Annotated in this window: 31 protein-coding genes; 27 read left to right on the top strand and 4 right to left on the bottom strand. The window is 34.7% G+C overall.

What is annotated here, in order from left to right:
* Positions 1-25 precede the first annotated feature (25 nt).
* Together RT228_RS13765 and RT228_RS13760 are read right to left on the bottom strand one after the other, a co-directional pair.
* Positions 26-1,798, bottom strand: coding sequence for a peptide MFS transporter (locus RT228_RS13765; RefSeq protein ID WP_006257524.1), 1,773 nt, complete (start codon positions 1,796-1,798; stop codon positions 26-28).
* Positions 1,799-1,881: 83 nt separating this feature from the next.
* Positions 1,882-4,047 carry a S9 family peptidase gene (locus RT228_RS13760; protein WP_006260530.1) on the bottom strand — a complete coding sequence of 722 codons (2,166 nt, stop codon included), beginning with the start codon at positions 4,045-4,047 and terminating at the stop codon, positions 1,882-1,884.
* A 213-nt stretch (positions 4,048-4,260) separates the two neighbouring features.
* Here RT228_RS13760 and RT228_RS13755 point away from each other — a divergent pair, with 213 nt between their 5' ends.
* From RT228_RS13755 to RT228_RS13710, 10 genes are all read left to right on the top strand, one after another.
* The gene (locus RT228_RS13755) at positions 4,261-5,577 is read left to right on the top strand and encodes a hydroxymethylglutaryl-CoA reductase, degradative (protein ID WP_006266229.1); all 1,317 of its coding nucleotides are present in this window, start codon (positions 4,261-4,263) and stop codon (positions 5,575-5,577) included.
* Entirely contained in the window at positions 5,577-6,497 is a 921-nt protein-coding gene (locus RT228_RS13750) for a GYDIA family GHMP kinase (RefSeq protein WP_006260532.1), read from the top strand. The genes RT228_RS13755 and RT228_RS13750 overlap by 1 nt, the downstream gene beginning before the upstream one ends.
* Before the next feature lie 469 nt (positions 6,498-6,966).
* Complete coding sequence (locus RT228_RS13745; RefSeq protein WP_313138711.1) at positions 6,967-7,911, top strand: hypothetical protein; 945 nt, start codon at positions 6,967-6,969, stop codon at positions 7,909-7,911.
* An 8-nt stretch (positions 7,912-7,919) separates the two neighbouring features.
* Complete coding sequence (locus tag RT228_RS13740) at positions 7,920-8,420, top strand: hypothetical protein (protein WP_313138710.1); 501 nt, start codon at positions 7,920-7,922, stop codon at positions 8,418-8,420.
* A gap of 80 nt (positions 8,421-8,500) precedes the next feature.
* The gene (locus RT228_RS13735; RefSeq protein ID WP_006257518.1) at positions 8,501-8,890 is read left to right on the top strand and encodes a hypothetical protein; all 390 of its coding nucleotides are present in this window, start codon (positions 8,501-8,503) and stop codon (positions 8,888-8,890) included.
* Between the two features lie 118 nt (positions 8,891-9,008).
* Positions 9,009-10,016 (top strand): TQO small subunit DoxD, encoded by a 1,008-nt coding sequence (locus RT228_RS13730; protein ID WP_025125723.1) that lies wholly within the window; start codon positions 9,009-9,011, stop codon positions 10,014-10,016.
* Positions 10,017-10,145: 129 nt separating this feature from the next.
* The gene (locus RT228_RS13725; protein WP_313138709.1) at positions 10,146-10,874 is read left to right on the top strand and encodes a DUF2071 domain-containing protein; all 729 of its coding nucleotides are present in this window, start codon (positions 10,146-10,148) and stop codon (positions 10,872-10,874) included.
* An 11-nt stretch (positions 10,875-10,885) separates the two neighbouring features.
* Positions 10,886-11,599: a M949_RS01915 family surface polysaccharide biosynthesis protein gene (locus RT228_RS13720; RefSeq protein WP_313138708.1), complete on the top strand. Its 714-nt coding sequence runs from the start codon at positions 10,886-10,888 to the stop codon at positions 11,597-11,599.
* Positions 11,600-11,672: 73 nt separating this feature from the next.
* The gene (locus RT228_RS13715; protein ID WP_313138707.1) at positions 11,673-12,344 is read left to right on the top strand and encodes a carboxypeptidase-like regulatory domain-containing protein; all 672 of its coding nucleotides are present in this window, start codon (positions 11,673-11,675) and stop codon (positions 12,342-12,344) included.
* Positions 12,345-12,358: 14 nt separating this feature from the next.
* On the top strand, positions 12,359-12,532 hold the full coding sequence (locus tag RT228_RS13710; protein WP_006262708.1) for a hypothetical protein: 174 nt from the start codon (positions 12,359-12,361) through the stop codon (positions 12,530-12,532).
* On the opposite strand, the gene RT228_RS13705 is transcribed toward RT228_RS13710, so the two are convergent.
* Both RT228_RS13705 and RT228_RS13700 read right to left on the bottom strand, forming a co-directional pair.
* The gene (locus RT228_RS13705; RefSeq protein ID WP_313138706.1) at positions 12,529-12,939 is read right to left on the bottom strand and encodes a hypothetical protein; all 411 of its coding nucleotides are present in this window, start codon (positions 12,937-12,939) and stop codon (positions 12,529-12,531) included. The genes RT228_RS13710 and RT228_RS13705 overlap by 4 nt on opposite strands.
* Before the next feature lie 9 nt (positions 12,940-12,948).
* Positions 12,949-13,500 carry a hypothetical protein gene (locus tag RT228_RS13700; protein WP_006257511.1) on the bottom strand — a complete coding sequence of 184 codons (552 nt, stop codon included), beginning with the start codon at positions 13,498-13,500 and terminating at the stop codon, positions 12,949-12,951.
* Positions 13,501-13,625: 125 nt separating this feature from the next.
* Between RT228_RS13700 and RT228_RS13695 the strand changes: the two genes are divergently transcribed.
* From RT228_RS13695 to RT228_RS13615, 17 genes are all read left to right on the top strand, one after another.
* Positions 13,626-14,849 carry an NAD(P)/FAD-dependent oxidoreductase gene (locus RT228_RS13695; protein WP_006257510.1) on the top strand — a complete coding sequence of 408 codons (1,224 nt, stop codon included), beginning with the start codon at positions 13,626-13,628 and terminating at the stop codon, positions 14,847-14,849.
* Position 14,850: 1 nt separating this feature from the next.
* Entirely contained in the window at positions 14,851-15,330 is a 480-nt protein-coding gene (locus RT228_RS13690) for a PH domain-containing protein (protein ID WP_313138705.1), read from the top strand.
* Between the two features lie 516 nt (positions 15,331-15,846).
* Entirely contained in the window at positions 15,847-16,284 is a 438-nt protein-coding gene (locus RT228_RS13685) for a DUF5958 family protein (RefSeq protein WP_313138704.1), read from the top strand.
* A 94-nt stretch (positions 16,285-16,378) separates the two neighbouring features.
* Entirely contained in the window at positions 16,379-16,816 is a 438-nt protein-coding gene (locus RT228_RS13680; RefSeq protein ID WP_172461563.1) for a DUF6896 domain-containing protein, read from the top strand.
* A 107-nt stretch (positions 16,817-16,923) separates the two neighbouring features.
* A complete protein-coding gene (locus tag RT228_RS13675) occupies positions 16,924-17,079 on the top strand; it encodes a hypothetical protein (protein ID WP_006262713.1) in 156 nt (51 codons plus the stop codon).
* A 105-nt stretch (positions 17,080-17,184) separates the two neighbouring features.
* Positions 17,185-17,439 (top strand): hypothetical protein, encoded by a 255-nt coding sequence (locus RT228_RS13670; RefSeq protein WP_006262714.1) that lies wholly within the window; start codon positions 17,185-17,187, stop codon positions 17,437-17,439.
* A gap of 227 nt (positions 17,440-17,666) precedes the next feature.
* A complete protein-coding gene (locus tag RT228_RS13665) occupies positions 17,667-18,119 on the top strand; it encodes a hypothetical protein (RefSeq protein WP_006262715.1) in 453 nt (150 codons plus the stop codon).
* Positions 18,120-18,169: 50 nt separating this feature from the next.
* Entirely contained in the window at positions 18,170-18,592 is a 423-nt protein-coding gene (locus RT228_RS13660) for a hypothetical protein (protein ID WP_006262716.1), read from the top strand.
* 1 nt (position 18,593) lies between these two features.
* On the top strand, positions 18,594-19,025 hold the full coding sequence (locus RT228_RS13655; RefSeq protein ID WP_313138703.1) for a hypothetical protein: 432 nt from the start codon (positions 18,594-18,596) through the stop codon (positions 19,023-19,025).
* Positions 19,026-19,029: 4 nt separating this feature from the next.
* Positions 19,030-19,464 (top strand): tetratricopeptide repeat protein, encoded by a 435-nt coding sequence (locus RT228_RS13650; RefSeq protein ID WP_006262718.1) that lies wholly within the window; start codon positions 19,030-19,032, stop codon positions 19,462-19,464.
* The gene (locus tag RT228_RS13645; protein ID WP_313138702.1) at positions 19,445-20,200 is read left to right on the top strand and encodes a hypothetical protein; all 756 of its coding nucleotides are present in this window, start codon (positions 19,445-19,447) and stop codon (positions 20,198-20,200) included. The genes RT228_RS13650 and RT228_RS13645 overlap by 20 nt, the downstream gene beginning before the upstream one ends.
* 400 nt (positions 20,201-20,600) lie before the next feature.
* A complete protein-coding gene (locus tag RT228_RS13640) occupies positions 20,601-21,272 on the top strand; it encodes a hypothetical protein (RefSeq protein ID WP_006262720.1) in 672 nt (223 codons plus the stop codon).
* Positions 21,273-21,284: 12 nt separating this feature from the next.
* Positions 21,285-21,977: a hypothetical protein gene (locus RT228_RS13635; RefSeq protein WP_006262721.1), complete on the top strand. Its 693-nt coding sequence runs from the start codon at positions 21,285-21,287 to the stop codon at positions 21,975-21,977.
* Positions 21,978-22,129: 152 nt separating this feature from the next.
* A complete protein-coding gene (locus RT228_RS13630) occupies positions 22,130-23,215 on the top strand; it encodes a diphosphomevalonate/mevalonate 3,5-bisphosphate decarboxylase family protein (protein ID WP_006262722.1) in 1,086 nt (361 codons plus the stop codon).
* A 60-nt stretch (positions 23,216-23,275) separates the two neighbouring features.
* On the top strand, positions 23,276-23,677 hold the full coding sequence (locus RT228_RS13625) for a hypothetical protein (protein ID WP_225581570.1): 402 nt from the start codon (positions 23,276-23,278) through the stop codon (positions 23,675-23,677).
* Positions 23,678-23,718: 41 nt separating this feature from the next.
* A complete protein-coding gene (locus RT228_RS13620) occupies positions 23,719-24,312 on the top strand; it encodes a penicillin-binding protein activator LpoB (protein ID WP_006257495.1) in 594 nt (197 codons plus the stop codon).
* A gap of 15 nt (positions 24,313-24,327) precedes the next feature.
* Positions 24,328-25,764: a COG3014 family protein gene (locus tag RT228_RS13615; protein ID WP_006260535.1), complete on the top strand. Its 1,437-nt coding sequence runs from the start codon at positions 24,328-24,330 to the stop codon at positions 25,762-25,764.
* Positions 25,765-25,771: the final 7 nt, after the last annotated feature.

The raw sequence follows: 25,771 nt of genomic DNA, 5'->3' as shown, positions 1-25,771 counted from the left end.
TATTATTGTGCAATGCACTGTGTTCTTATCGAACACCGTGCATTAGTTTTTTCAATAATGGGTTCACTAGCATTACCATGATTGCTGCTGCAAAAGGTATTAATGTGAATAGGAAGAAGAAGTGACTAAGTGAGTACTCTTCTTTAATATTTTCGATTTGTCCCCCTAAGATGGCTGCAAATTTCTGAGCAATAGCTAAGGCTAAATACCACATACCGAACATGAATGCAAGCATCTTGCCAGGTACTAGTTTAGAAACATAAGACAGTCCTACAGGTGAGATAAATAATTCCCCTAAGGTATGGAATAAGTACGTTAATATTAGGAATATAATCGACATTTTTACTCCGTCAGTAGCTCCCATAGATCCTAAACCTAAGATTAAGAATCCGATAGCTACGAAGATTAATCCGATACCGTACTTAAATGCAGCCGATGGATTATACTTAGAATCCCACAGTTTAGACACTGTAGATGCTAACGAAATAATGAAGAATGAGTTCAAGATAGAGAACCAAGATACAGTGATCTCAGATACTTCTTTATTAAACTCTGCGTTCAACATATAGATAGCCATAGCCCAGATACCAGCAAAACAGATGAATAAAATAATATTAGACATCGCGATTTTTGACCAAGTAGCTTTTGCTAATAATATAAGTACCCATGAGATGATTAACAATGGAATCACTGTAAGACATGTATTGATAATGTTGAAAGCCATTAATGCAGTTCCTTCTAACGATCTGTCTACATAATCTCTCGCTACAAGTACTAATGATGTAGCCCCTTGTTCGAAACTCATGAAGAAGAACATTAAGAAGAACGCTAATAAGATTACAGCGAACATTCTGTCTCTAATCACTTTTCCATAACGCAAGATACGTGAGATCACTAAGTATAAGAACGTGATAAGGGCTAGAATAGCCATGATGTTCTGTCCTCTTAATGCTTCTGTGTCTAAGAATGCAAATAGATCTAGTACTCCGTTTTTAGATAATGGATCATTGAAAGCATATAATAAACCGATTACAGATACGATAGCGATTAAGATATAATCTACTAGTGTGTAAGGGTTTTTAGTATCTTGATCTTCTTTGATTTGCTCTGGTGTTTTCTCTACTGTAGTGTCTACTTTTTTAAGCTCACCTAAGTCTCCCATTAATGGTTTAGCTAACCAGAATTGGATTGTACCTAATAGCATGAAGATACCTGCTAATCCGAATCCGTAGTGCCATCCTTTAGTCTCTGCTAAGTATCCACATAGCATCATTCCGAAGAAAGCACCTGAGTTTACACCCATATAGAAGATGGTATACGCAGCATCTTTTTTGTCTGGTAATGATTTGTACATTTCTCCTAAGATAGAAGGCATATTTGGTTTAAAGAAACCTGTACCGATCACAAGACATGCAAGTCCTACGAAGAACCATAGTTTAGAAATTCCTTCTGCAGCCATCGATGCGTGACCTAAAGTCATGATGATAGCTCCGATAATTACAGCCCATCTAGAACCGATATATTTATCTGCAATAACTCCACCCAAGATAGGTGTTAAGTATAATAGCATGGCATAAGTACCGTATAGTGCACCTGCTTGTTCTGCTGACCATCCCCATCCTGAGAATGCATCGCCAAAGATAACTTTAGCTGTTAAGAATTGAATTAACAATACTCTCATTCCGTAGAAAGAGAATCGCTCCCACATCTCTGTAAAGAAAAGAACGAATAACCCTGCTGGGTGCCCAAGCACATTAGATTTAAACAGGTTTGAGTTTGTAGCTGTTTCTGCTGACATTTAAGTAAATATTAGTTTGTTTTAGTTCGTACTTATTGGTGATATAGTACTTTGGTTGGTTTTAGGTGTAAGGTTATTTTGGCTTATAAATTGTTTAAGATGAAATTAGTCATCTTCGTATATAATTGTAATCTTGTATTTCCTCCTGAGATACCGTGATTCTTATCTGGATAGATTAGCCAGTCGAAGTCTTTGTTCTCTTGTACTAGCGCTTCTATCATAGCCATAGCATTCTGTACGTGTACGTTGTCGTCAGCAGTACCGTGTACTAGTAGGTAACGACCTTTTAGTTTAGAAGCATGTGTGATAGGTGAGTTATCATCATATCCAGCTTGGTTCTCCTGTGGAGTAGTCATATAGCGCTCAGTATAGATACTGTCATAGTATCTCCAGTTAATCACTGGTGCTACAGCGATAGCTAGTTTGAATACGTCGTTTCCTTGTAGGATAGCATTAGAAGACATAAACCCTCCGTAGCTCCATCCCCAGATACCTATTCTGCTAGCATCTACATAAGATTGTTGACCTAGGTATTTAGCAGCGATGATCTGGTCATCTACTTCATATCTACCCAATTGGTTTTGTGTCATTTTTTTAAACTCAGCTCCTCTGAATCCTGTTCCTCTACCATCTACAGTCACTACGATATACCCTTTCTGAGTAAGCATAGCATGCCAATAGTCGTTAGAGTCTAGCCATTTATCAGCTACTTGTTGTGATCCAGGACCACTGTACTGATACATAAACACAGGATATTTCTTAGCAGGATCAAAGTCTTTAGGTTTCATTACCCAAGCGTTAAGCTGTAATCCGTTAACAGTAGGAATCTGTATGAATTCTTTAGTAGGTAAGTTATAGTCTACTAATTTGCTCTCTAATTCTTTGTTGTTTAGAATTTCTTTTACCACTTTACCTGTTTTAGACTGTTGTAAAGTGTAAGTAGGAGCTACTGTACTAGAAGAGTACACATTGATAAACTGTTCGAAGTTAGGGCTGAATATCGCTCTATTCGTTCCTAGTTTCTCAGATAGTTTCTTTTTATTTTTTCCATTAAGGTCTATAGAATACACTCCTCTATAGATAGAACCTTCTTCTACAGACTGGAAGTAAAGTTTCTTAGATTTAGTATCGATACCGTAGTAATCCGTTACTTCCCAATTCCCTTTTGTGATTTGGTTTACTAATTTACCTTCTTTGTTATAGTAGTATAGGTGGTTATGACCATCTCTCTCACTTAGCCATACGAAATCGTTGTTGTCTAAGAAGCTAAGCGTAGCTACATCTACATAAGCCTTATCTGTCTCATTTAGAATCAGTTTTTTGCTTAATGTATTTCCATCGATGAAGAATACTTTTAAGTCATTCTGATGTCTATTGATGATTTGAGCACTTAAGTATTGATTGTCATTTGTCCATTTGATTCTAGGGATATAGAAATCGTTGAACTCGCTTAAGTCTACTTTACTTGTCTGGTTAGACTTCACATCGTAGATATGGATAGATACTAGAGAGTTCTTTTCTCCTGCTTTAGGATATTTAAACTTATCTTGAGTAGGATAAAGTCCTGTTCCATATACATCCATTGAATATTCTGGAACGTCAGTCTCATCAAACTTAATATAAGCTATCTTGTCTCCATTCTTATTCCAATCAAACATGCGTACGATACCAAACTCTTCTTCGTATACCCAATCAGAGATACCATTGATGATATGATTTTTCTTACCATCATTCGTTATCTGTTGTGTTTTTTGAGAAGCGATATCATAGATATATAAGTTATTCTGATACGCATAAGCTATTTTAGAACCATCATTAGAGAATGTTGGTTCAGATATTTTGTGATCTGCTATTTTAACTAGTGAATTTTTAGTTGGGTTGAACAAATAAAAATCAGTTAAAGCAGAACGACGGTAAATAGGAGTGGTGTTAGTTCCTATTAATAATTGTTCTTCTTTATGATCGAAGATATAAGTATCTATCGATTTAATATCTTTAAACGCACTAGTAGAAAAGATTGTTTTTGCTTTTTCTAGTGTTTCGAAGTTATAAAGGTTTATTTCTTGGTGGTCTTTAGCAACGCGCTCAATGCGTGAGTATTGATTCGATTTTTCCATCGAATTAACGGATTGCATTACTTTCGTTCTAAATGTGCCGTTCCAAATTTCTTCTTGTGCAATTTGTTTCTGAGCCAACCCAATTTGGGTAGCTATGATACAAAATAGTAGGGTTAGGTTAAGGTGTTTCATTATCTATTTAATCGAAAAAACTTCCAATTTTAATGAAAAAATATGATTTACACCAATTTATTTTTCGAATAAACCAAAAAAAGTCTAATTCTGTTGAAGCTATTTTGGTAATAAAAATCATAATATCATAAACAAAAAGTACTAATAGCTGTTTTTTTAGTTTTTTTAACCTTGTAAGAATGAGTTATCTTTGTGGCATAAACAAAAATAAAGATGGAAGGTAATATTAATGGATTCTCTAAGTTGAGTAAACAAGACAAAATCAATTGGATAGCACAAACCTATTTTTCTAATTCTGCTGATACAGTAGAATTGATAGAACAATATTGGAATTCAGATGAGGAATTACAGAAGCTTCACGATGAGTTTATAGAGAATACGATTACGAATTTCTATTTGCCTTTTGGTGTAGCTCCTAACTTTAGAATTAACGATAGATGGTACACTATTCCGATGGTGATAGAAGAGAGTTCTGTAGTAGCTGCAGCTTCTAAGGCTGCTAAGTTCTGGTCAGAACGAGGCGGATTTAAGACTACTATACTAGGGACAGAGAAGATAGGACAAGTACACTTTATATATAAAGGAGACAAGAGTAAACTAGTTCAGTTTATTAAAGATATAGATAGTAAGTTCTATGAAGATACGAACTCTATCACACAGAATATGCAGAAGCGCGGTGGAGGTATCTCAGCGATCGAGCTAAGAGATAAGACTGCTGATGTGGATAATTATTATCAACTGCATGTGACATTCGAGACAAAAGATAGTATGGGGGCAAACTTCATTAACTCTTGTCTAGAGCAAATCGCTAAAACGCTAAAAACGGAGGCGATGAACTGTACAGCGTTTACAGAAGAGGAGAAAGCAGTAGATGTAGTGATGAGCATTCTGTCTAACTATGTACCTAACTGTGTGGTAAGAGCTGAAGTTAGCTGTCCGATCGAAGACCTAAAAGGGAAGGATATTAAAGAACCGCAGTTATTCGCAGAGAAATTTGTACAAGCTGTGCGTATCGCAGAGGTAGAGCCTTTTAGAGCAGTAACGCATAATAAGGGAGTGATGAATGGGGTAGATGCTGTGGTACTAGCTACAGGGAATGACTTCAGAGCTATCGAGGCAGGAGTACATGCTTATGCTGCTCGCAGTGGTCAGTATAGCAGTTTATCTCATGCTAGTATAGAGAATGGTATCTTTAAGTTCTGGATTGATTTGCCACTAGCATTAGGTACTGTGGGAGGATTAACTTCATTACACCCTATGGTAAAGGTGGCTTTAAAGATGCTTCAGAGTCCTTCTGCTACTGAGTTAATGCAAATCATAGCAGTAGCTGGATTAGCACAGAACTTCGCTGCTGTAAAATCATTGACAACGACAGGTATTCAACAAGGACATATGAAGATGCACTTAATGAATATCCTAAACCAGTTCAAGGCAACAGATGCAGAAAGAGTAAAAGTAGTAGCTCATTTCGAAAAGAATGTAGTATCCCATAGTGCAGTAGTAGAACTGCTAGAAAGCCTTCGCAAATAATGGTGAAAGAATATTATAGTAACGGAAAACTGCTTATCTCAGGAGAGTATGTCGTGCTAGAAGGAGCTAAGGCTTTTGCCTTGCCTACTAAGTATGGACAATCACTGAAGGTAAAGGAGAAGGAAGGTGACTGTATTCATTGGACGAGCTATGATGTGGACGGTAGTATCTGGATGAGTGAGGTAGTGCCTCTTCAAGATGTACTAGGTACGCATGAAATCGAACATCAATCAGAGTATTATAAAACGCTAGTAGATGTACTGCGTGCTGCACATAGACAGAATCCTTCTATTCTAGTAGAGGGAACTGGATATGAGGTGGTATCTGAGCTAACTTTTCCTCGTTTATGGGGATTAGGGACTTCTTCTACTTGGATTAATAATGTAGCACAGTGGTTTAATATTAATCCATATCAACTATTGCAGGAGTCATTTGGGGGTAGTGGATATGATATTGCCTGTGCGCGTCATGATCAAGGAATCTTTTATACCTTAACTGATGTAAACCATCCTGAGGTAGAGCAGGTGTCCTTTAATCCGTCTTTTAAAGAGCATTTATACTTCGTATACCTAAATCAGAAGAAGAGCAGTAAAGAGGCTATTGCTAATTTTAAAGCGAAACGCCATGGTATTCACCATCAGGTAGAGCGTATATCAGAGATTAGTAAGGCGATGTCTGTTAGCACTACATTAGAAGAGTTTAGTCAACTAATGGATGAGCATGAGCAGATTATGAGTGAGGTATTAGGAGTCACTACTGTGAAGCAAAGTTTATTTGCGGACTTCGACGGATCAATCAAAAGTCTAGGAGGCTGGGGAGGAGACTTTGTGATGGTTGCTTCTAAAAATGACCCTTTGGAGTATTTTAGTTCTAAAGGATATGAAGTAATAGTAAACTTTGAGAATATGATTCTTTTTTAGAAGTTTAACTACTATTTTTGATTTTAATGCTTTATATTTATCCTTTCATAATATAGTATTTTTTAAAACAAAATCTATTGGATTCATTAGTGATGCTTAGGTTGATATCGCAAAGAGACTATCATTAATTAAAGAAGAAGCATAAGTGCTATGTTTTGAGTACTGATTTAATTAAATAGAGATGTTGACCATAAGGCTTTACTAATGCTTAATGTAGGTTTTAAGTAAAGAAAGTCTGAATCTTTATGAGCAAGTTGGAGAGAATGACAATCTGGAGAGGTTATCTGTTGCAAGATAGCCTCTTTTTTTATTGTATAGTGTCCCAGTTTATGCGACCATAAGTGTTTATTAGTAGGCATAAGTAGGCAATATCGTCATAGGTAGAAAGTATTATTATAGTCTTTCGTACTTTTGACACCGTATAAGAATGGTAAGAGATAGTATCGCTTAGCATAATAAAAAGAATAATATGAGAAGAGACATATTCAATATAAACGAGTACTTAGCAAATCACAAGGAAGTTCCCGAAGAAGGGATTGTGACCTTGTTGAGTTTTGCTGAGAATAAGCGTCTTGTTTCTTCAAGTAATTTTGATGAATATGGAGTGCTGAAGCGTGAAGTAGTTCTATATGAAGATGATCTAACTGAGGAGGGAAAGTTGGTGTTCATGGATATCTTAAAAGATTGGTTATCGTATATAGAAGGAGAAGAGAAGAAGGGAAGTGATGGTAAGTACTTGGCTCAACTTTATAAGTGTCAGAAAGAAATTATAGAGAAAATAGAAAAGTCCACGCAGTGGTCATGGACATTAGCGGTATCAGAACATTGGTCTGTAGGTATTAATAATCCAATAGGAGAGGGATATCTAGAAGATACTTTATTATTTACGGCTGAGAATATAAAGGATGGTAGAGGTATATATGTGATGTATAGTAATGATAAGGTAGGGTATGAAGTAGAATATATGGAGTATAATCGTGTGCTCGGTAGTTGGGATTATGAAGGTGAGTTTAGGAAGTATGAAGTCCTCTGTCAAAGTCATGATCTGGGAAGTGTAAAAGAGGTTGTACAAAAGTTATTAAATCAGACAGATCAGGATTTGCTACCGTTTGTTCAGTACGGGTATTGGTATGTTGTCGTTCATAAGCTGATAAGAGGAAAGAAGAGTTATCAATCCAATGAGCTACTGTACTTCGCTAGTAATGACAAACTGTTTATAGAGGTGATCTGGATAGATAATCAGTTTAAAGTATCGTTGGTTAAGGTTAAACACCCTGTTTCTAAAGGAACAACCAATGTGGACTTGAACAATATGTTAGAACATCATATTACGTATGCAGATACAGAAGAAGAGCTAATGCGAAAATTAGAAAGGGTATTGTGTATGCCTTATGAGTTTATACCTCATAAATAGTAATAAATATGAATGCATATTATAGTTATGACCATTTAGAACTCGAGGGAGTGGAAGGCTGTATCAGTTATTATGAGGTGTCTGAAGAAGGCTATTATCTGCGCAGTGTGACTAATCATAATGGCTGTTGGACGAATAGTTATATTGAGATAAGAGATCAAGAGTTCTTTTTGCCCGAAACGTTGTTAGAAGACGAGGATAAAGAGTTTCTAAATGAAATAAGTCATGAGGAGTTTCTCGATCAATGGTCACAGAGTAAAATGCTTTATGAAGAGCATTGGGCTGTATTTAAAAAGGAGCTAGGTGATCAGGTAGAAGGAGAGATAGTCTGTTTTTACCCACAAGGTGTCATGGTGGATATAGGAAGTGCTTTTTATGGATTAGCAGATTATCATCAGTGCCTGTCTGTATTGTCTAGAGAGAAGATGTACCCTGGTACAGTAGCTTGCTTTAAGGTTGAAGGAGTAGATGAAGAGAACTTTCTTGTACATCTAACAAGTTTAGTTTAACAATACTTTGTCAATTGTAATTGTTAAAATTAAACTTAAAGGGCTATTTTTGAGCCTTTAATGATGAGAGTATATATTAAATGTTAACCTTAAAAAAGAAAGTAGCGGTACAAATACAGTGTTATCTATGGATAGCACTCTTGATGTTTACTACAGTTGGGTGTTCTGCTAAGAAGGCTTTTTTTGAGGTATCAGGACTTCAGGTAGAACGTTCCTTGAATGCAAATAAAGCATTAGGCGTTAATCAGATTTCTTGTGATGTAGAGACTTCATCTGTAACTGTTTCTTCAAAGCAGTTAAAACAAAAAGTAAAAGGAATATCGTTGAGTTCGTTGGCTTATACAACGGGAGTAGACTTGGCTTTATTTCACCACAGTAAGGGAGTACAATTAGACTATATTCTTAATATAGCAGGAACCGACCCTCCTAAATATATATTATATCAGCAGTTTAAATTAGCTATAGCGTAAGGATTTATATACGTACCTAAGCCTTGTTATTCTCTAGAATGAACGAAGGAATAACGATATATGGGTTTGTATTTTAATGAGTTAAAACAAATTGATTACACTATTTTAATTTAAAATCATGCAAATTTTTAATAAGCAGTCGTATACAACGGCTGGATTTTTTACACTTGGAATTCGCTTAGTAGTTGGATGGACTTATTTCTCTGCTTTTTGGCGTAGGTTAATATTAGAGAACAAATTAATAGAAGAAGAAGCGGGATATATTGGCGCGAAGTTTAATCACTTTTTGCCAAATGCTTTAGGGATAAAACCGCTTATAGAATATCTAGTGAGTAATCCTGATATGCTATGGTGGGCGATGGTTATTTTTACAATAGTAGAGGCTATTGTAGGATTGTTTATTATGTTAGGTCTATTCACTAGACTAATGTCTGTAGGGGTATTCTTTCTGGCGATGGGAATCTTACTAGGTTCTGGCTGGATAGGGACTACATGTCTAGACGAATGGCAGATAGGAGTGCTAGGTGTAGCTACAGGGTTTATGTTATTCTTGACAGGAGGTGGATATGGTTCTCTAGACTATTATTTTGCAAAGAAAGGCAAGGCATTTACGACTAAGAAGTGGTTTGGTTTCTTAGGCTCAGGAGAATTACCTATTAAGAATCTTAAGCCTGTAGTATTCGTAGGATCTTTTGCAGTGTTATTATTGACGTTATATACGAATCAAGTTTTTCACGGAGGAGTGTTTGGTACTCTACACAATAAGTCTGTTAAGCCTAAGCTAGAGTTGGCAGATGTGACTTGGAGAGAAGGACAATTGAAGTTTGAAGTATACCGTGTAGAAGGTGCAGATGTATATGGATCATTCCTTATAGGTGTACAATTAGAGACAATAGAGGGAGAGGTTATTCAGAAGTGGGATGGTGAAGCACTGTCAAAACTGAGTAAAGAACAAATCAGTAATCGCTATGTAGCTAAAATAGCTCCTGGCAAACACAGTTTGATTATTCCTTTAGGAGCGAAGGCTGATCTTACTTTTGAGCCAAGTGTTGAGCATCCTAAACAGAGTGTTGTTCTTCGACTGATAGATATCAGTGGGATTGAGTGGACAGCTGAAGTGAATTAATGAATATAGTGATAAGGTAGCTTCTATTCAGCTTTTGACGGTTTGAGGATATTTGATTGAGATTAATTGTCTTTAAATAGTAAGAAGGTTGTGTTTATTTATGTAAATTGCTTAGTAAAAAAATACAATATGAGCCAAATAGATGATGTGTTAAGTTCAGTGTCCCATCGCCCTTGGGCATTGCCTGAAGGACCTTGGAAGTTCTATCAAGAGTGGAATAGAGCTATCTTTTTACATTTTGAAGTGCCTCTAGAGGTACTGAGACCCTTAGTGCCAGAAGATTTAGAACTAGATAGTCTAGATGGGAAGTACTATGTATCTATCGTGCCATTCACGATGGAGAATATTCGTCCACGTCGTCTACCTGCGGTGAGTATGGTATCTGATTTTGATGAGATTAACGTGCGTACTTATGTTGTGATAGATGGAAAACCAGGAGTTTATTTTATCAATATAGAAGTAGGGAAGAGCCTATCTGCATTTGTATCTCGTACGATATCTGGGTTACCTTATGAAAAGTCAGATATAATTCGTGAGAAAAATGCTTATCTATCTTTAAACGAAAAGAAACGCTTCTTTCTAAAACTTGAATATCAAAAAGGGGAGAAAGTTAAGGATAAGTCTACATTAGATTTGTGGTTGACAGAGCGTTATTGTCTGTATGTATATGTACATGAGGAGCTGTTTCGATATCAGATACACCATAAAGAATGGCCTATTAGAACAATAAAATTTGATACAATGGAGTTTGATTATAGTATAGGCGATCTGCACTTGACAGAAGCTGATGTGATTGCACAACATTATTCTAAAGGTGTTGTGGTGATATCATGGGATAAAGAAAAAATCAAACTCTAATAATGTATATAATGACAAGATTACTTTTTTTGTGCTGTAGTTTTTTGTTTATCTCTTCTGTTGTGATGGGACAAAATACAAGAAACTTAGAACGTACCTTACAACCTAAATGGAAGATGCAGATATACGATAAGGAGTCTCCTGTTAAGGCAAAGACGCTATTGTATAACGATATTCCGAAGACCTTCGACTTTAGAGGAACTGTAATGGAATCTATTAGTTGGAAAGATAAAGAAGGAGAGAAAATATTGATCCTAACGACTACGGGGTATTTCCCTTATAGAGACTTGTCTCAGAAAGGGTTTGGTCAGTATTCTTCTGGAACGAAAGGTGAAATCTATATGTATATGTTCACGAATAAAGACGATGATAACGGTTATGTGATGACGATGAAGATGTATGATGTCGTACCCTGTGGTGAAGGAAGTCCTGCTCCATATATAGGATATGTACCTATGGGGACGGTGGTGACTGATTTAGATAATGATGGAGTGACAGAAGTGATCGTGTCTTATGTGACGAGCTGTAATGATGGGGAGAAAGGAGAATATGATTTAAAAGTCATGTTGTTTAATGGTGAAGAGAATCTTCTCGCCAAAGGAGCATTTATACCTAGCGAGGGCAAAGTAGATAAACCTGTGGTAGAAAAGGCAGATAAGACAAAGAAAGTATTCTCTAAGTCGGTAGAAGAAGGCTGGAAGAAAATAGCTAATAGTTTTAAATAATAAAAAACGCATAGATACCACTATGCGTTTTTTATTATTTATGTTTGTGTTATCATTCGCTATATTAGTAACTATGAAATACAGAATCGAAATACCAGAACCCTGTCATGAAGATTGGGATAAAATGGCTCCTCAAGATAAAGGGAGACACTGTGCTGTATGTGATAAGGTAGTCGTTGACTTCTCTAAAGCAAGTAAGCGAGATATCATCAATTATATTAAGAAAGAGGGAAAAATATGCGGACGTATTCCACGTCAGTATATAGGTACAGACTTAGAAGAAGAGAAAATCAGAAAGTCTTTTGGACTGAATGGTATGGTGGCTACCATGGTAAATTTGTTAGCACTAACAACTATAAGTACAGCTGTAGCTCAAGAGAAACCTAAGGTGGAATCTGTATGTCAAGATACTAAGACAAGTACTCCTTTACCAACGTTAGTTCAGAATGAAACTAAGAATGAGAATACAAGAGTAATTAGAGGAAAGGCTTATGAAGGTGGATTAGAATTACCAGGTGTAAGTATTATAATAAAAGGGACTTATATAGGTACGCAGAGTAATCTAGCAGGAGAATATGAATTAGTTATTCCTGAAAAGTATAATACTAAACGACTAACAATAGTTGCAAGTTTTGTTGGGATGAATGATGTGAAGGTACGAGTAGGTAAAACAAAAGATAATGTTGACTTCCATTTAGAATCGAGTGGTGAAGCTTTGGGAGGTGCAATTGTAATTGGATATTAAAAAAATAAAAATAAATGAAGAGAAGTAAAGGGTTATTAATAGTAGGATTATTAATGATATCTATAGGTACAAGTCTAGTAGCAATGCAAAACTTTGGGATAGGGCTATTTCTGCTTATATCAGCAGTAGTAGTATTGTTGTTTGCCTTAGTGATCGGAGCTAAAGAAAAGAGAGCTTCTAAGAACTAAGTTAGACGACTTTTTAGGGTGATAATTTTATTCTCTCTTCCCCAGTCGTAGGTCTTAGATGTATCTGATACATATTGAAATAACAGAAGTGCTTTGCTATTCAGGAGAGCACTTTTTTCGTTTAAAGCATCTTGAGTTTTGAGAGCTAGTAGTCTTAGGATGTCAGCCAGTGATTCTATATTTTCGATATCCATTCCCTCTATGGTTAATAAGTAAGTCAGAGCTTCTTCATCTCTAAGCAGGATAAATCTGTCTAGATCTAGGTGTAAGTTCTCCTTAAGAGACGAGGAGAAGTCTTGTACTTGCTGTTCAGTTTCGAAGTCATCGATAGGAAGCGAATTAAAAACGGCTCTAAGTAAGTGAGCCGTTTGTTGTATCATTCTAAGGACAAGGTCTCTTTTTTCCATTATTGAAGATTATCGAACAGGACGTAGCGTATTGCTAAAGGTCACTTTAAAAGGAGTCTCCTTATTTGCGTTGTTTTTCATCACATAGATGAATTTAAACATTTTAGCATGGTCACTTTCTATCGTCAGTGAACCACCTGTATAACTGTCTTTTAATACTATATTCTGCGTGTTGTCTACACGGATAGACTTCGCTATACCAGAGCGTAGATCACTCATGGTCATGGCGTAGTAGTAGGTCTTGCTATTTCCTTTGATAGAGATATTTTCTCCTTTAAAGCCTTTAGTTAAGATGACTACAGAGTAGTTATCAGCAGAAGCATTCATTCCTCTAAGGTAGTTTGCTTTCGTTTTGTCAGTAACGGATCTAAAGTCATCTCTCACCTGAGCATAATCAGGTAGATCCATTACATCATCTTCTTCAGGAAGTCTGTCTTCCTCTTTGATTTTTTCGATACGCTCATCTACTGTCAGTTCTTTAGGTGGTTTCGTTGCTACGTGAGAAGCAGATTTACACATAGAGAACAAGACAATTAAAGCTAAGAAAGGTAATTTTTTCATATTCTTAATTTAACAATGATAGTGGTGCGATCGTAAGTAAGTATCTTTGTTGGCGTAAAGATAATTTTTTACACTCAATAAAAAAACTCTAGAAGAGAGTCTTAAACGTTAAAATAGGTTTTTCAATGAATTATGATGTCATATTAGTCGGAGGTGGAGCAGCAGGTTTTTTTACTGCAATTAATCTTGCAGAACAAAATAAAGGACTAAAAATAGCGATTATCGAGAGAGGAAAAGAAGTGCTTTCTAAAGTAAGAATATCAGGAGGAGGAAGATGCAATGTGACTCATGCTTGTTTTGATCCGAAAGAATTAACACAGTTCTACCCTCGTGGTGCAAAAGAGTTATTAGGGCCTTTTCATCAATTTTGTTCAGGTGACACTATTGAGTGGTTTGATAGACATGGCGTGACATTAAAGATAGAAGAAGACGGTAGAATGTTCCCAGATACAGACTCTTCTCAGACTATTATAGACTGTTTTATGAAGGCAGTACAGAAGCTGAAGATAGAAGTCATCACGAGTAGTAGTGTACAGGGCATCTTTAAGAAAGAGAATAGTTGGAAGCTAGATACCACAACAGGTAACTATGAAGCGACTTATCTAATCATGACTACGGGGAGTAATCCTAAGATGTGGAATACAGTAGCCGAATTAGGACATAAGATCGTTGAGCCAGTACCTTCATTATTTACATTTAATATCAATGATAAGCGCATAAAAGATTTGATGGGAGTAGCCACACCTGCTGAGGTAAGTGTTAAGGGGACTAAGCTAGAAGCATCAGGACCTTTATTAATTACCCACTGGGGGATGAGTGGACCTGGTATATTGCGTCTTTCTGCTTGGGGTGCTAGAATATTAGCAGACAAGAAATATCAGTTTCATATCACAGTAAATTGGATGCCACAGCACAGCTTCGAATCTTTAAAAGAAGAATTGCAACGCATCCGTAAAGATCATGCAAAAAAGAATGTGATTAAACGTATAGAATTAGACCTGCCTAATAGACTATGGGAGCGCATGGTCGTGATATCAGGAATAGCAGAAGATACCAAATGGGCAGATGTGACTAATAAGCAGTTAGATATACTATGTGGGGAGTTGACTCAAGGAGAATATCAAGTCAATGGTAAAAGCACGTTTAAAGACGAGTTTGTTACTGCTGGAGGGGTAGACCTAAAAGAGGTTAACTTTAAAACCATGGAAAGTAAATTGCACAATAATTTGTACTTTGCAGGGGAGATTTTAAATATTGATGCCATCACAGGAGGATTTAATTTTCAGAATGCATGGACGAACGGATACCTTGCTGCATTAGCGATAACAACTAAAATAGAGCATAAATAAGATGAGGTTTAGTTATTATAATTTGACGAGTAAGATATTGCTATTCGTATTTTGTTTACTTCCTTTTTTAGGGATGTCTATTTTCTTTCTACAAGTAGGCAATGGATTAGCCAAGTCTCTTAGTGCTGTTATGTTACTCCTATTCGTCGTTTTTGTCTATAAATGTTTTTTTATCAAAGTAAGTATAGACGCAGAAGGAGTGACGTATAAAAGTCTGCTCAAAGAGAAGCAACTCAAGTGGAATGAGATAAACGATGTGCTGATCGTGGTGAGAGAGAGGCGCTCTGTAGCTGATTATTATAAATTTGACGAATGGATGAATGCGGGTAAAGCAGGTAAGAGTTATTTCGTCTTATTTAGAACGACAGAGGGGTTTCCTGAGAATCCAATGTTTATGTTTAGTGCACCTACTAGTGAAGATTATATCAGCGTACAGTTTAGACCTGCTATACAGAAGGCAATAGCACAATATCGAAAATAGAAACAATCATTTTAAAGAAAAATATAAAATATCAGAGAAGGCAGTAAAACCACGGTTTTACTGCCTTTTTCATTGGTTTATTTTGAACTATCGCATAGTGGTCGCATAGTTATGGGATAGTGCTCACATAATAAAGGCTATTTTTAATGCGATCACTATGAGAGCAGTATCCTGTCAAGTTGTGATTAAGGCTAGGGAGGTGGTGTGGTTTTTATTTAGGGATGTGAAATTTAACTCCTAAGCATAATTGCTTAGGAGTTTTTTTATGGTGTTTGAATAGTGATAGAGAGTTGAGAGAATAATAGTTAACTTTATTACGCTGTACAAGTAATTTTAAATACAAAAACAGTTTACTTTCAACTAGGTATATAATACTTCCGTTGATTAGTAAGGTTAAGAATCCTTTTTTGTAGGAGCAAAAATTGCAACTGATAGAATTCTTAGAAAGATAGATGTTTTCGGAGAAAGGAGGAGATATTAATCGACGTTGTATAGTAATAAAAGCTAGAAGAAATAATGAATAAAGAGAAGGAAGTAATAGTAAATAGGTATGGACAATCTATAATTGGGGTAGAAGTCGTTACAGAGCTGTTTAATAAAGAAGATAGTAAGAGGCTTTTTTTAGAGGACCTCGTTTTTTTAATACAACAATCTAAACCTTTAATTACAGATGTGGATGCTGTGATTAAAAATAGTGGGCTTAAAGAGACTTGTACTCCATGTGTGATGCTTCGCAAAGATGTAAAAGAGTATAGCCTCAGGAATATAATTAATTTGCCAGATTATGAATTAGTAAATGTTTTTATTCTTTTTCTAGAGTTGTTTAAAGTCGCTTACCAAAGACGTTTTTTATTAGAGAAAAATAATCCTAATAAATGGTGGTATTGGGATTTGAACAGTAAAGAGAATGTAGATAAAATATTTAGTGAGCATGACGATACTGTAGTGAAGTGAACTACTGATTAGTGATAATGTAATAATTATTCAACGAGAAGTAATGCTTAGCATTAGGCAAGAAAGATAAAAGGTTATGTATAATAAATTAATTATGAATGATATAAAGAAATATCTGAGTGAGTATGTTCGGTTTATTCATGATTTTGAAGAAACGCTTAGAGATAAATTAAGCCTTAAAGAAGAGGATATATATCAGGAGATTTATAAGATTAATATTAACTCAAATGGTACTAAAAATTATAAACATGGTAACATTGATGGATATGAATACCATTATCATGGAGCTGGATGTTTTATTCAAAAGGGAGATGTAAGATGTGACTTTGACTTCGTACACTATATTGATGATTTAACCTATAATTTTACGTCATTTGCGCTTAAAGATTTTATTGATAGTTATTATCATGTTGATATTGATGATGATAAACTGAATGAAAAACTAAAAGAATTAGTGAAAGAAGGATTTTTACTACCTGTTATATTTGGAGGTAGAGTATGGAATTCCTTTTTAATAAAGAGGTATAGCTAAAGATTGTTATTAGGGAATAAAGTTCTTAAGAATGAGGCAATCGTTGAAGTGTTAGTGGGGATAAAGAATGGATAAAGTGATAAGAGACTACATACAATAAATTAGTTATGAATGATATAAAGAAATATCTGAGAGAATATGTTCGGTTTATTCATGATTTTGAAGAAACGCTTAGAGATAAATTAAACCTTAAAGAAGAGGATATATGTCAGGAGATTTATAAGATTAATCCAAATGAATTAGAAGAAATTAGACCTCTGTAACAGAAAGGAAAAAATGCTATGTACCTTAAATAAAGATTTATAAGTATAGTTGTTTAATATAATGATGTTAACGTTAGAATTACTTAAGTTATTAGTATTTCTGCAATGATAATTAAAGTAGGAAATATTACGGCCAAAATTGTTTTAGATAGTTGGAGAGAGGGATTAGAGAAAGTTTCTTTAAGCAAAATTCAAATGAGTATGCTTGGAAAGTCATTGTCTGAGGCTAAAGGCAATGTTGATTCTCTTTTAGATGGAGAAAAGGTAATTATAGAAGTAGATGATATGGACTTAGCACAAGAGTTTTTTAATGAAGCTGAGAGAATTGGAGTTAATTGTAAGCTGATTATAACAGAATAATATTATATACAATATATTGTTGTCTGTAGATGATATTACTGACTATTTTGGAATAAGAAACGGTTGGAGTTTAGTTAGGGTGTATACAAGTAATACTTTTTTACTAATTGAAAGTGAAAAGTTTATTGCTCTTTTATCACTGATGTAGGCTTTTTTTATAAAGATGGAAATATGATGAGTCAGCCATCGGTTGTCACAATTATTCCAAAAATATTTAAACAATAATTATGGTATCAAGTGTAGAACGGATTACTAAAGAAAAATATCAAGAGCTTAAAGTAAAAAATCTCTTTGAAGAAAAAATGACTGATAGAGTTTTTGCTACAATTCTAATTAATAATGTGGCATACAAATTTGCATGGGGAAGTGATATTGTTGTACCTGTAATAAAGATTATAAATAATCAATATTGTACGATAGGAATAGATCTTGAATTTATTGTTATTAATATGATTGAAAACGTTGTTATTGATTTCGTTAAGCTTAATTATTTCTTTTATGATACTCAAATATTCAATAATTTCCTTTTCGTTATAACAGAACTTCAAATTTTAATAATAGAGATGCAAAATTTTAAAATCATTGATCAAATAGATTTACCCGAAATATTTGAATCTTGGGATGTAGTAGACAATAAAATTAAGATCACTTGTTTAGATGGTCTGGAAGTAATTATGTAAAAAAGTAGAGTGATGTAACAGATTATCTTTATGATGACGATGGAAATATAGTGAGTAGTATTTCTGTTAGAAATAGTTTCGAGCCTGTAGGTGCAGCATCGTCAGTTCCAGTAGATGAATATGGTATTCGTAGAGTTAAATTGGCAACTGGGCAAGCAACTTCTATTGGAGGAGCATTTGATTTATTAGGTATTAAAGAGGCATTTACTAGTCTGTTTACAAATAATGATAGCCCTTATGATTTTAAACCAATGGGAGCTGCCTTTGGAGGTAGTAGAGGGAAGAGCCATGGAAAGGGTGAAAAAGGATGGGCAGCAAAAGCTTCGGGAACTAACAATGAGTTTAAGAAATACAAACCAGATCCTAAGAATCCTGGTAAGACTTTGTTTAAACCAAATAAAGATAGTGAGTGGAAACCAAAAAAAGCACCAGAAGGTTTTTGGGAATGGTGGAATAAAAAAAGAGGAAAGTAATATGAAAGGCGAGAGATTATTTAAGAAAGCATCTATGATACTTCACAAGTTACATTTTGAATCTGAAGGGGTAGATGATATACTAAAAATAAAGCAGTATAGAGAATATTACGATTTAATTAAAAGGGCTGCGTACGTAGGGCATGCAGAAGCGCAATGTGAATTAGCTGATTATTATAGCGAGTTGAATTGTTTTGGAGTAAATCCTGATTATAATAAAGAAAAGACAAAATACTGGTATACTAGGGCGTGTAAGGGAGGAGATGGCACTGCTTGTAATAATCTCGCTATTATGGAAAGAGAAGATGGAAATATTGATTTAACAAAGATATTGTATGAAAGAGCCATTGCATTAGGTTGTGAAATAGCAGAAGAGAATTATGCAAACTTTTTAAGGAGACTAGAAGAAGCGAGAGAAGGAGTAAAAAAGTAATACTATGAAAGGAGAGAGATTTTATCAACAATCAGTAAAAGCGTATGATGAGTTATTAAAAGCTCATAACGTAACATATAGTGACGAAACTGATTATTTAGATTTTAGTCAGATGATTAAATGGTATAATGTTTATATTAGTTTAATTAGGAAGTCTGCGTATCTCGGTTATCCATTGGCTCAGTATGAGTTAGGACTCCATTATGATACACGTTATTTCTTTGGTTTAAACCCTCATTATGATTCTGCTAAATGTGAGTATTGGTATAATAAAGCCTGTGACGCAAATATAGGAGATGCTTGTAATAATCTAGCCTTGATGTATTATGAAAATGGAAGAGAGGAAGAAGCTAAAGAGCTGTTTCTAAAGGCAATTCGTCTTAAAAGCAAATTAGCAAGGTCTAATTATAAGTTGTATTATGGAGAAAGTAATAAGTGATTGTAGAAAGAGAGCTATTGGTTTAAACTTTGGGGAGGAGTATTATTACTTAGCACAATGCTACGAAGATATTAATCAGTTCGGAGATCCTAATCCTTATTTTGATAATTTTCGTAGAATGTATTTCTATTTAAAGTCTGGTCTTTTAGGTTGCGCTGATGCCTATACTAATTTAGCAAGTATAATAGAAAATAGTGATACTATAAAGAATAATAGAGAAAGAGCTAAAGCATATTTTAAGTTAGCTTATGAATTAGGAAGTGAAGATGGTAAGCATAATTATTTCTTAATATTAAAACAAGAAGAATATCCTACTTGTTTAAAGTTGAGAGTGACCTTTTATGGAGATAAAATAGATTGTGATTATTTGTCTAAGGTGATTGGATTAGTACCTAATACAGCCATATATGAAAGTAGTAGGATAAGTTTATATAAAGGGTCAAGATATGGAAATGCTCAGTGGCAGTATGAATTTGATTTTATAGCGACATTAAAATTAGAACCGTTAGTAGTATTGTTTAAAGAATATTTTGGAAGAAAGATCAAAGTACTTGGTAATTATATTTATGATAATGATTTGACCACAAGGATAGATATATTAGCAGATATTAATTATCACAGTATACCATCCTATTATATGGATACAGAGTTTTTAAGTCTAATTTCAAAATTAAATGGTAGTATATATTATTATCAAGAATATTTTGATGGATTTGAAGAAGTATTTAAAGAGTGAAGTGATATTAATTGATTATTGTTATTTGTTTAAATATAAACTCCTAAGTATAATTGCTTAGGAGTTTTTTTATGTTCTTTGAATAGTGATAGAGAGTAGAATAATAAATTAAAGTACTATAGTGTGATAACTCTATGTGATTGAGGAGTTGATATGTTGTTTATTTAGAGTAGCTTCTTAAGTAAAAGATGAGGGAATCGTCTAGAGACGAGTATTCCAAATTCAGAATATGAGGTGATTACTGTTTGAAAATAAGTTTTTCGGAGGATATAATCTTTATTTCTGATTAATTATTACTTGAGTGTTTATTGTATGATTATATTGTTTAAAAATAAAAGTTTAAATAGTTAATTTAACAAAATTATTTATTTTTATTGTTTGTAATTAAATTAACTATTATATGATAGATAATGTAAAGTATGGGCTAAAAATCTCTGGTTATGGAGCGTTTAGTTTTTTAAAGATTGCTGTGTTTGGAGTATTTAGTGCAGTGTTGAGTTTGATTATAGGTATAGTCTTGCTATCTAATGGTAGTTATACAAACAAATTAGGAGAAGTCCGTTATAGTTCATTTAGAACTTTTATTATTGACTATCCTTATTTATCAGTGTTACTACTAATCACGTTGATTAGTATTTATTTTGTTTTTTCTTTTTCGACACAGTATGCTTTCAGAAAGGTGGCTAGACGTATCTTAGATGATAAAGCGGAGGTGCTATTAGACCCTATTATGGATAAAGTGATGGATAAGACGATGGGAAAAATAGGAGAGACAGAGAGACAGAATATGCTACAGAGAGGAGTTGATTACTCAATGTTAAAGTTGCAAACGATTAATACTGTTAAGGAAGAGACTACGAATAAATGGTTGAGGTATTTACTTGTGTTAGGATTTTCTAAGTTGAGGTTAGATGATATTCCATTTGGCGATCCGAAGTTTAATGTTCGTTCAGAGATAAAGAGTAGAGTGATCGAAGTGATTAAAGATTTTGCGACACCTGATAAGCAATTCTTTTGGATGATAATCGCTTACCATTGGATAGTTATCTTGATTATTTCATTTTTAAGATAACGATATTTTACGATGTTAGATAAAGTAAAGTATGTAGCTAAACTATCTTTTATAGGCGGGAGTAGTTTCTTTAAGGTATATGCGGTAGGATCATTAAGCGCAGTGTTTTCTTTTACTATAGGTCTTTTGTTATTTATGTATGGGCCTTATAACCAACCTGGTAATTTGGGTGGTTCGGCAGGTATAATGGCTATATTCGTGGTCTTTATGATTGCACCTATCCAGAGTATCTTATTGACTCTTATAGCGATTAGTAATTACTTTGTTTTTTCTATGGCGAGTTCTCATGCTGTTAAAAGAGTAGCAAATAGATTATTGACTGACAAAGGTGAGAGTCTGTTGTATCCATTAATAGATAGAGCATTAGATAAAGTCATTAGTGATGTCTCAACGTCTGATAAACAAAACTGGATGCAAAAAGGGTTTGATTTCTCTTTAATACAAATGCAGATTATCAATAATATTAAAAATCAGAGTGAGAATAAATGGGTGAAGAAATTGTTGATTTATGGGTTTAAAAAGCTGAAGGTAGATGATATCCCTTTTAACGATCCGAAGCTAAATATCCGCGAGATTATAAAAGATCGAGTGATTCAGGCTATTCGAGAAATGGCAAACCCTAGCAAGAAAAAGTTCTGGTATACAATCTTGTTTCATTGGATAGCCGTTGTGGTCATTTTGATTATGAATTTGATTTATAGATAAAGGAAGTTAAGTATAAGTAAAGAGCTAATGATATAGGTGTAAATCATTAGCTCTTTTATTTTAGTGTTGTTCTAAAAAAAGAGAAGTTTCTTAAAGAATAGAGGGGCTATTAATAAAAGATGTTATTTTTGTTGTTTAGAAATCGATGAACAATGAATATAGAAGACTTTATTTTTAGCCAAGATATAGATGTTAATCAAGTAAAGGAGGGGACATTCTCATGGAGCTCTCCTAGTAATATCGCTTTAGTTAAGTATTGGGGTAAAAAGGAGAATCAGATTCCTGCTAACCCGTCTTTGAGTTTTACTTTAAACAATTGTAAGACAGAAACGACATTAAGCTATAGTGCGAAAGCGGATAAAGGGATCAGCTTTAATCTTTTGTTTGAAGGACAGCCTAAAGAAGAGTTTAAACCGAAGATTCAGAAGTTTTTTGAGAGAATTCTAAAATACTGTCCTTATATCGAGTATTATCACTTCACGATAGATACTAAAAATACGTTCCCTCATAGTTCAGGGATAGCTTCTTCTGCGTCTGGTATGGCGGCGATGGCGGTGAATATTATGTCATTAGAAAGAAAGTTGAATGTGGATATGACAGAAGACTATTTTGACCAGAAAGCTTCTTTCTTAGCTCGTCTTGGTTCAGGTAGTGCATGTAGAAGTATAGCAGGTAGTGTAGTAGTATGGGGAGAACAACGCGATATACCTGGAAGTACAGATTTATATGGAGTGAATTTCCCTTTTGAGGTACACCCTATCTTTAAGGGGTATTGCGATACTATCTTGCTAGTGGATAAAGGAGAGAAGAAAGTGTCTAGCACAGTGGGACATGATCTGATGCACAATCACCCTTATGCAGCGCAACGCTTTGAACAAGCTCATGAGAATCTAGCTCGATTGAAGAAAATATTAATAGAAGGTAATTTAACGGAGTTTGTAGCGTTAGTAGAAAGCGAAGCATTGACTCTACACGCAATGATGATGACTTCTATGCCTTATTTTATCTTAATGAAGCCAAATACGCTTCAGATCATCGAGAAAATTTGGGCATTTAGAGAAAAAACATCAATCAATGTGTGCTTTACACTTGATGCTGGGGCAAATGTACACGTTCTATACCCAGAAGGGGACAAAGACTTTGTACAGACATTTATAAGACAAGAATTGGCGCAGTTCTGTCAGAATGAACAGTATATAGATGATAAAGTTGGATTCGGTTCAGAAATAATTAAATAATTTTTTGTAACTTTATACTACGGTATGCTAATTGCATATACTAATATAAATATTGAAGATATGAGAAAGTTAATGACAATTTTTGGTTTAGCACTAGGTAGCTTACTATTTAGTCAAGCAACTTATGCACAAGAGTTAGCACCAGATCAAAACCCGAATTATAGAGTAAGTATGGTAAAGTATATGGCACAGAAAGATTCTCTGACTGCGACTTTAAGTACTACTGTACAGGATACTTATAAAGCGTACGATTGGTACGAGGCTAAGATGGAGCGCAAAGCTCAGAAAAAGCAATGGAGACATGAAGAACGCATGGCTCGTGCTAAATATGGTAGAAGTTACTATAGCTATGACAATGGGTATTATGGTAACTATAATAGATATTACTCTGGATGGAATAACTGGAATACATGGAGACCTAATATTGGTTTTAGAACTGGTAACTGGTGGTTCTCTATTTAAGAATTAGGAAAAAAACATAAAGAAAAACAAATAATAGGATTATGCAAATTAAACGTATAGCATTAGCTGCAATATTAGCTGTTTCAGGACTGGCTATTACATCATGTGGACGTCAAGTAACTAGAGTAAGTACAGAAGAAACTATCGACATTAGTGGAAGATGGAATAACTCTGACTCTAGAGAAGTAGCTGACCAAATGACTCAGCAGATATTAGAAGAGCCATGGATCTTTAACTTCCGTGAAGAGAATAAAGGAGAGAAGCCTGTGGTTATTGTAGGTATGGTTTATAATAAAAGCCATGAGCATATTGAAGCTGAGACGTTCGTAAAAGATGTGGAACAAGCATTTATTCGTTCTCAAAGAGTACGTTTAGTTCAAGGTGGTAAAAAACGTGAGGAATTACGTGGTGAACGTGCAGATCAACAAACGAATGCATCAGCATCATCTATGAAACAATTCGGTTTAGAACAAGGAGCTGACTTTATGTTACAAGGTTCTATCAATTCTATCGTAGATTCTCACAAAAAGAAAAAAGTGGTTTATTACCAAGTTAACTTAGAGTTGACAAATATTCAAACAAGTGAAGTGGTTTGGATTGGTGAAAAGAAAATCGCTAAGTACGTAAAAAACTAATTTAAAGTAAAATAGATGGTTTCAAGTAGAGCCATATATTCTGTTATAAAAACATCATTGCTCTTTGCAGTGATGTTTTTCGTGTTTGGATGTGCTACCTATCACGATCGTATAACAGACTATTATCAGAAGGTAGGTGCCTCAGAATATGATCTAGCTGAAAAGGCATTAGATAAAAATGCTTTATTACAAAAGCCTCGAAATCTATTGCTGTTTTATATGGAGAAAGGGAGGGTAGCACACCTAAAAGGAGACTATGAGTCTAGTAATAAATATTTTAACCAAGCAGATTTACTAGTAGAAGACGGATTGTCAACTACAGGGGATATCGCTGTAGGATTATTCCTTAACTCAATGTCTCAAAATTATAAAGGAGAAGAGTTTGAGATCTTTATGCTTCATTACTACAAAGCACTTAACTATATGCATCTGGGAAGAATAGATGATGCGATAGTAGAGGCTAGACGTATTTCTTTACAGAACTACTCTCAGGGTGATAAGTATAAGGATAAAGCAACACGTTATTCTAAGGATGCTTTCTCTCTGAATCTGCAAGGACTGATCTATGAGTATAGTGGTAATTATAACGATGCTTTTATTGCATATAGAAATGCCGTAGAAGTATACCAGAGTTCTAAGGATGGTACATATTATGGTGTAGCAATGCCTAAGAATCTGCAGTACGATGTGATGCGTATGGCTGATGCAAATGGCTTCGGAGGGGACTTAACAAAGTTCGAGAAGCAGTTTAATCTAAAGTACACAAGAGAAGCTAAAGCTCCAGGAGGAGAATTAGTTATCTTTTGGGAAAATGGACGTGCACCTATTAAGGAGGCTGAGAATATGTTCTTTACATTAGCTAAAGGAGACAGTGGTAGTCTAGTGTTTACAAATGCGTTAGGTTTTGTGATTCCATTAGATTTTGGTATTGCAGGTAAGACTAACCTAAATGATATACACAGTGTGAATATCGCTTATCCTAAGTATATCGTACAACCACCACCTTATACAAGTGCTCAGATTCAGGCTAATGGAGCTTCAAATACTAGATTCGAAAAAGCAGAAGATATAGACGCGCTTGCCGTACTAACACTAAAAGAACGCGCAGGTAAAGAATTAGGGCAAATATTGACTAGAGTAGCAGTGAAGAAAGCTGCTGAATATTCTGTAAAAGCTGTCGCGAAGTCTAATGGTAAAAATGGAGATCCGAATGCAGCATTAGAAGCTATCGGCTTAGGAATACAGTTGTTTAATCTATTCTCTGAAAAAGCGGATACGCGTAACTGGCAGACATTACCTGCACAGGTTAACTATGCTAGAATACCATTACAGTTAGGTCAGAATCAAATCAAGATGACACTAGAGAGAGCAAATGGTCAACGTGTGGAACATAATGTAGAAATAGAAGGTACTGGAAAAATGCAGTTCTATAATTTTGCAACAATGAAGTAATAGAAGT

Origin of the sequence: Myroides sp., from assembly GCF_032073645.1 — a bacterium.
In the GTDB taxonomy this organism is placed as follows: domain Bacteria; phylum Bacteroidota; class Bacteroidia; order Flavobacteriales; family Flavobacteriaceae; genus Flavobacterium; species Flavobacterium odoratimimum.
This window is presented reverse-complemented; position numbering and strand designations above follow the sequence as displayed.

Bases quoted from the DNA above. Each gene is read 5' to 3' on its own strand.
- RT228_RS13685 (WP_313138704.1), top strand. From the start codon at position 15,847: ATGAATAAAGAGAAGGAAGTAATAGTAAATAGGTATGGACAATCTATA.
- RT228_RS13750 (WP_006260532.1), top strand. From the start codon at position 5,577: ATGGTGAAAGAATATTATAGTAACGGAAAACTGCTTATCTCAGGAGAG.
- RT228_RS13735 (WP_006257518.1), top strand. From the start codon at position 8,501: ATGTTAACCTTAAAAAAGAAAGTAGCGGTACAAATACAGTGTTATCTA.
- RT228_RS13625 (WP_225581570.1), top strand. From the start codon at position 23,276: ATGAGAAAGTTAATGACAATTTTTGGTTTAGCACTAGGTAGCTTACTA.
- RT228_RS13730 (WP_025125723.1), top strand. From the start codon at position 9,009: ATGCAAATTTTTAATAAGCAGTCGTATACAACGGCTGGATTTTTTACA.
- RT228_RS13670 (WP_006262714.1), top strand. From the start codon at position 17,185: ATGATAATTAAAGTAGGAAATATTACGGCCAAAATTGTTTTAGATAGT.
- RT228_RS13675 (WP_006262713.1), top strand. From the start codon at position 16,924: ATGAATGATATAAAGAAATATCTGAGAGAATATGTTCGGTTTATTCAT.
- RT228_RS13645 (WP_313138702.1), top strand. From the start codon at position 19,445: ATGGAGAAAGTAATAAGTGATTGTAGAAAGAGAGCTATTGGTTTAAAC.
- RT228_RS13650 (WP_006262718.1), top strand. From the start codon at position 19,030: ATGAAAGGAGAGAGATTTTATCAACAATCAGTAAAAGCGTATGATGAG.
- RT228_RS13755 (WP_006266229.1), top strand. From the start codon at position 4,261: ATGGAAGGTAATATTAATGGATTCTCTAAGTTGAGTAAACAAGACAAA.
- RT228_RS13725 (WP_313138709.1), top strand. From the start codon at position 10,146: ATGAGCCAAATAGATGATGTGTTAAGTTCAGTGTCCCATCGCCCTTGG.
- RT228_RS13700 (WP_006257511.1), bottom strand. From the start codon at position 13,500: ATGAAAAAATTACCTTTCTTAGCTTTAATTGTCTTGTTCTCTATGTGT.
- RT228_RS13665 (WP_006262715.1), top strand. From the start codon at position 17,667: ATGGTATCAAGTGTAGAACGGATTACTAAAGAAAAATATCAAGAGCTT.
- RT228_RS13740 (WP_313138710.1), top strand. From the start codon at position 7,920: ATGAATGCATATTATAGTTATGACCATTTAGAACTCGAGGGAGTGGAA.
- RT228_RS13635 (WP_006262721.1), top strand. From the start codon at position 21,285: ATGTTAGATAAAGTAAAGTATGTAGCTAAACTATCTTTTATAGGCGGG.
- RT228_RS13710 (WP_006262708.1), top strand. From the start codon at position 12,359: ATGAAGAGAAGTAAAGGGTTATTAATAGTAGGATTATTAATGATATCT.
- RT228_RS13655 (WP_313138703.1), top strand. From the start codon at position 18,594: ATGAAAGGCGAGAGATTATTTAAGAAAGCATCTATGATACTTCACAAG.
- RT228_RS13690 (WP_313138705.1), top strand. From the start codon at position 14,851: ATGAGGTTTAGTTATTATAATTTGACGAGTAAGATATTGCTATTCGTA.
- RT228_RS13760 (WP_006260530.1), bottom strand. From the start codon at position 4,047: ATGAAACACCTTAACCTAACCCTACTATTTTGTATCATAGCTACCCAA.
- RT228_RS13720 (WP_313138708.1), top strand. From the start codon at position 10,886: ATGACAAGATTACTTTTTTTGTGCTGTAGTTTTTTGTTTATCTCTTCT.
- RT228_RS13680 (WP_172461563.1), top strand. From the start codon at position 16,379: ATGAATGATATAAAGAAATATCTGAGTGAGTATGTTCGGTTTATTCAT.
- RT228_RS13765 (WP_006257524.1), bottom strand. From the start codon at position 1,798: ATGTCAGCAGAAACAGCTACAAACTCAAACCTGTTTAAATCTAATGTG.
- RT228_RS13615 (WP_006260535.1), top strand. From the start codon at position 24,328: ATGGTTTCAAGTAGAGCCATATATTCTGTTATAAAAACATCATTGCTC.
- RT228_RS13620 (WP_006257495.1), top strand. From the start codon at position 23,719: ATGCAAATTAAACGTATAGCATTAGCTGCAATATTAGCTGTTTCAGGA.
- RT228_RS13715 (WP_313138707.1), top strand. From the start codon at position 11,673: ATGAAATACAGAATCGAAATACCAGAACCCTGTCATGAAGATTGGGAT.
- RT228_RS13745 (WP_313138711.1), top strand. From the start codon at position 6,967: ATGAGAAGAGACATATTCAATATAAACGAGTACTTAGCAAATCACAAG.
- RT228_RS13630 (WP_006262722.1), top strand. From the start codon at position 22,130: ATGAATATAGAAGACTTTATTTTTAGCCAAGATATAGATGTTAATCAA.
- RT228_RS13695 (WP_006257510.1), top strand. From the start codon at position 13,626: ATGAATTATGATGTCATATTAGTCGGAGGTGGAGCAGCAGGTTTTTTT.
- RT228_RS13705 (WP_313138706.1), bottom strand. From the start codon at position 12,939: ATGGAAAAAAGAGACCTTGTCCTTAGAATGATACAACAAACGGCTCAC.
- RT228_RS13640 (WP_006262720.1), top strand. From the start codon at position 20,601: ATGATAGATAATGTAAAGTATGGGCTAAAAATCTCTGGTTATGGAGCG.